This window comes from Algoriphagus sp., from assembly GCF_024642405.1.
Taxonomy (GTDB): Bacteria; Bacteroidota; Bacteroidia; order Cytophagales; family Cyclobacteriaceae; genus Algoriphagus.
Window position 1 is genome coordinate 1 of the sequence record NZ_JAHEBC010000298.1, and the last position, 4,778, is coordinate 4,778.

A 4,778-nucleotide genomic window follows, 5' to 3' on the forward strand; every position below is an offset into this window, starting at 1 on the left:
TTCTCACCAGCACAAAGCATTTTTGCTTTTTCAATTTTACCACTTTGAACCAAAACTCGAATCTGATCCATTAATGAGGATGAAGTTTTTGATGCCTTTTTCAGCGTAATTAATCTTTCGAAGAATATAAAAATTGCTAAAATGAAAAGCAGATATAAGGGGACCATCATGTATCCACCTTTGATCAAAAGATCTAATAAACCGATGTTTTCTTTTGTGGCGCCTTCAGCAAGGCTATTTGCAGCTGCCAAGGAATCGGCAACAGAAAGGGTTTGAAGAAGAATCATATTAATATTTCAAAATCCATAAAGCTTCTGTGTATTGATCTTTGATCGCTTCAAGTTCTTCACTGGCTTTTCTAAAACTTGTGAATGATCCTATAGCCAAACGATAATTTCTAACGTCTTCGTATGGTAAGATCATATAAATTGAACTGACGCGATCCAAGTATTGCTCAGATTCAGAAATTGCCATTCTTTCATTTGGCAAACTTCCCACAACGATAAAATATTGTGGACGTTCTGATCTACCTTCTACACGGATCAATGTCTCAGCACCAGTACGATCAATAGTTGTACCAGTTTGAGGCGTTTCTACAGGTTCTTCTAAAGAAGAATTTGAATTTGAAATAGAGTCTTGATTTTCAGTCGATTGTGTTTCTTCAGATTGGGTATTTTCTACGATCGGTTGAACCGAAGTATTTTCAACAGCTTGTATTTCTTGCTGTGTTAGTTGATTTTCTAAAGTTTGAGTATCATTTTCTTGTCCCAACAGTTGCCAAACGATTACGGAAATGACAACAACTGCTAAAATCAAAACAATAGGAACCCAGGAGTTATTCTTCTTTTTTTCCGACGCATTAATTGAACTAATAGCTTTAGAATTTGAGGATGAAGTTTGAGTCTCAACCTTTTCTAGAGCTTTTGCTGGTACAATTTTATTTTCCTGATGAGGTGAATTATCATTTTTAGCCTCTAAAATTGACTCAACTTCTTTCTCATTTTCAACTTGCTTACCTACTTCTTTTTCCTTCAATTCGATAGGTTCTTCGCTTTGCTGTATCTTTTCAGAAACAGATTCTTTGGAATCCCCAGAATCTAACGGGGCTATTTCCACATATGGAAGTCCATAATCTTTTGGGTCAAGCCATTGCTTATTTTCAGAAGTGTTTTCAGGCATAGTAAAATAGAGAGCTACGAAACTAACGGAAATGAGGCTAAACCCCAACCCTGAATTAAAACATTCTTAAAATTTCATAGAAACTCCACCGATAAGTTGAATTCCTCTCACAGGATAATTTAACCAGCGCATGTTTTTACCGTTTAGAATATTGTTTCCTTCGGCAAATATTGCAAATCTATTAGTGATCTGATAATCTGCTTTTAGCTGCAAATCTGCAATGGTTTTAAGTTTTTCGACTTGGTAGTTTTCGAAAGTTCCTCCCATATTTAGATTTGCGCTACGGGCTTTCAATCCACCCATAAAATTCAAATTCGCCTGTACCAATAAACCATCAATTGGAGTCACTTGATTATTCACTCTGAACTCCCAAGTTGGCTTATGCCAAGCTTCACCTTGGGTACTTAAATCATATTGATATAAATCCAGTCTAGTCCCTAAAGTGTAAACGTCAGAGAATTTAAAACCTAATTCTCCATTGATATTAAAGACTGTACTTTTATCATCATAAACTAAAGTAAACCTAGAAGAGTCTGAGGCATTTGGATAAACGAAATAATTATTTACAAAAAAGCTAAGATTATTATATCGGCTTACATTGACCGCAGCTCTATAATGAAATGCCTCTTGAAACTGGCCTTCAATTCCACCTTCGATTTTATAGTTTTGTATCGTATTGAGCAATTGCTCGCTTGGACCTAGATATGGGTTTTCGCTCACAAAACCGAAATAGGTATTTCTTTTCACATCACCTGAAAACTCCCCAAAGAAACCAAACTCCTCAGCGAATTGATAAGACGCTTTTAGGTTTGGGAAAATTCTGAAATCACTGGATTTACCTTCAATTGAATCATTTTCAGAAACCAAGTTTAAACCTGCCGAAAACCGAAACTCTCCCATCTTATAAACAACCTCAGGCCTTATTGCGAAATAGGTTCTAGTTTTAGAATATCCTAAATCTTCTGGGTTAGTAGAATAATAACTGATTCCTACTTGGCCTGTCCAATCTTCATTAGGTCGAAATTTACCCGTAGCTGCAATTCCTATTTCATTTTCCATAACCATATAGCTGTCCTTGAAATTTCGGAAGCTAATTTGTCCTTCATAAGAAAATGGGCCTACTTTTTCAATATCCCGGATTCCAGCTTTTACGAAAATCGAATTCAAGACATTATCGGGAATTTCGAAATCAGGATTTTCAAAATTAATTGGATCAACCCCATAAAATGAATATCGATCCTGGTGCCAATCAATTCCACCAAATACTTCAAACAGTTCAGAAAAATAACTGACATCGCCACCAAATGTAGTGTGTGCTTCACCTGATTCCTCTCCTTCTACAGGTCCTTTTCCAAAACTTTGATGCCCAAGATTTAAGGAATAATTGACTTGATCTACTGCTGTAGCCATATATCTTGCTTCCAGTAATGGAGAAGCGAAATTACCATAACCAATTCTTAAAAACCCTGGATACAAATCTAATTGAGGAGCTCTAAATGGTTTTTGAATTGGGGTTGTTTCCAATATCAAAGGTTGTAACGAAAGCGGGTATCTATTAATTGAATAATTAAAATCATCTAAGCCTTTGGGTTGGGGAAGGACAGGTAGTTTTTCATAAACCCGAGGTTGAACAGGGACTGTCAATACTCGATCTTTTCGAATAATGAATTCTTGATCAGTCACTTCCCCTCTAGATTGAGTCTGGGAATAAGTCAAACCTGTGGTCAAACCAAATACTCCGCAGAAAAGAATAGATTTAGCTAGCTTTTTCATGGTTTAATTAAGGGTTTGAATTTTAGATTGAGCCATTGTCTTAATTTCTTCATTGGTGGACTTCTCAATGATAGATTCCAAGGTTGCTTTTGCCTGAAAGTCCTCACCCATTTTGATATAATTATCGGCTAGAAGTAGAAACATCCTTCCATACCAATAGCTGAAGTCTACAAAAGGACCTGAGAAATCAAAAATCGTCTCATTGGATTGTTCTACGTCTCCTTTCTCTTGAAATGAAAAAGCGAGCAAATAAAGTCCTTCAGCTCCTTGAACAGTTTTGTATTCATTCACTAAAGTCATCAGAGTGGTTTCAGCCTCTGCCTTAGCATTGGTCTCATTTTGTGATTTAGCCTTTGTCAAAAGCGCTTTTGGGGTTGACTCAGGAATGATTCCATCCAAAGTCAAAAGTCGATCCGCATTCGAAATGGCTTGGTTAAACTTTTTTGTCTGATAATTGGCAATCATCAGGCCTTCTACCGCTTCAGCCTCCTCTATTTTATTTCTCGCATTCTCAGCAGAGGTTTGTAAATAAGGAATAGCCGCTTCAAAATTTCCTTTTTCAAGTTCTATCCCTCCAATTCTCTGCATAGCTCTCAGTCTTTGCGGGGATGCAGGTTCCCTTTCCAATGCTTTGAATTGCTCTAATGCTTTTTCTTTTTCACCTAATTGGAAATAAGAATCTCCAAGAAAATAAAGAGCATCTAATTTTTGTGTGGTTTGTGGGTAATTTCTAAGGTAATTCTCTAGTGCTATAGAAGCTTGGGCATAATTCTTATCAAAATACATGCTCTTTGCAGATTCAAATTCAAGCGATTGAACACTGGAATTATCAGGGTTTGACCCTTTATATTTTGCTAAATAATCAGAAAATTCTGCAGATCTTCCTTGCAAAGCCAAAGTTTCTTGTAATCCCTTTAAAGCTGTTTCGGAGTTTTGAGCATTGGGGTGTCGGTCCAATATCGTTTTATAATCCTGAATAGTCTGATCATAATTTTGCATGGAAAAATTTGCAACAGCTCTTCCCTCTAAAGCATAGGGAACGAAAGGAGAATTAGGTTTACTATTTATCAAATCAGAATATGCTCTGGAAGCTTCTGAATAACTAGTCTCCTCCATATTTATTTGACCTTTTTGATAAACAGCATCTTCATAGTAAAGACTATTGGGATACCTGGATATTAGCGTATTTAATTGCGCTAAGGCCTCTTGATTTCTAGTCTGGAAATTCTGAACTACAGCCAATCTATAATAAGCATAGTCTATTCCCGAATTTGATTCATTAATAGCTTGCTGGAAAATTGCAGCAGCTTCTGAAAACCGTTTCTGTACATAATAGCAATCTCCTAAACGAAGCATGGCATCATCATAATTCTCTTTATTATCCCGTCCTCTTAGTCGGTCAGTGTAGGTTTTGAATTGTGATTCAGCTCTTGGATATTGTTGGGAATTAAAATAAGCATAACCCAAACCATATAAACTCTTCGTCAAATATGCACTTGATGTCGTCCTTCCTAAAGAAATTGCCTGATCATATGATTTAATGGAAGCTGCCAAATTTCCATCAGCTGAATAAGCTTCCCCTTTCCAAAAATGTGATTCCAAAACAATGGTTTTGTCAACCGGAAAAGCTAATGATTTATCTAAATACGCAATCGCCCCATCCCATCTTTGATCTCTGAAATACACCATTGCCTGATAAAAGGCCACCTTTTGATAGGCAGATTGGATTCGAGGAGATTTATTTGTTATTCGATCCATCTGTTCGATGGCTCTCAAATAATCATTCGTATTAACCAGGGCTTCTGAAAGCAAGGTTTCCATTTCTG

Annotated in this window: 3 protein-coding genes and 1 pseudogene; all 4 read right to left on the reverse strand. The window is 36.6% G+C overall.

Features of this window, described 5'->3' with window-relative positions:
* A pseudogene (locus tag Q0L68_RS16505) lies at window positions 1–287 on the reverse strand (MotA/TolQ/ExbB proton channel family protein); the annotation flags it as partial.
* Window position 288: 1 nt separating this feature from the next.
* A complete protein-coding gene (locus Q0L68_RS16510) occupies window positions 289–1,179 on the reverse strand; it encodes a hypothetical protein (RefSeq protein ID WP_296705284.1) in 891 nt (296 codons plus the stop codon).
* A gap of 66 nt (window positions 1,180–1,245) precedes the next feature.
* Window positions 1,246–2,952 carry a TonB-dependent receptor gene (locus tag Q0L68_RS16515; RefSeq protein ID WP_296705286.1) on the reverse strand — a complete coding sequence of 569 codons (1,707 nt, stop codon included), beginning with the start codon at window positions 2,950–2,952 and terminating at the stop codon, window positions 1,246–1,248.
* A 3-nt stretch (window positions 2,953–2,955) separates the two neighbouring features.
* Window positions 2,956–4,778 (reverse strand): tetratricopeptide repeat protein (locus tag Q0L68_RS16520; protein WP_296705289.1); only part of this gene is annotated, 1,823 nt, incomplete at its 5' end.

What these genes read in the sequence shown, in the direction of transcription:
- Q0L68_RS16510 (WP_296705284.1), bottom strand. Translation starts at nt 1,179, where the DNA reads ATGCCTGAAAACACTTCTGAAAATAAGCAATGGCTTGACCCAAAAGAT.
- Q0L68_RS16515 (WP_296705286.1), bottom strand. Translation starts at nt 2,952, where the DNA reads ATGAAAAAGCTAGCTAAATCTATTCTTTTCTGCGGAGTATTTGGTTTG.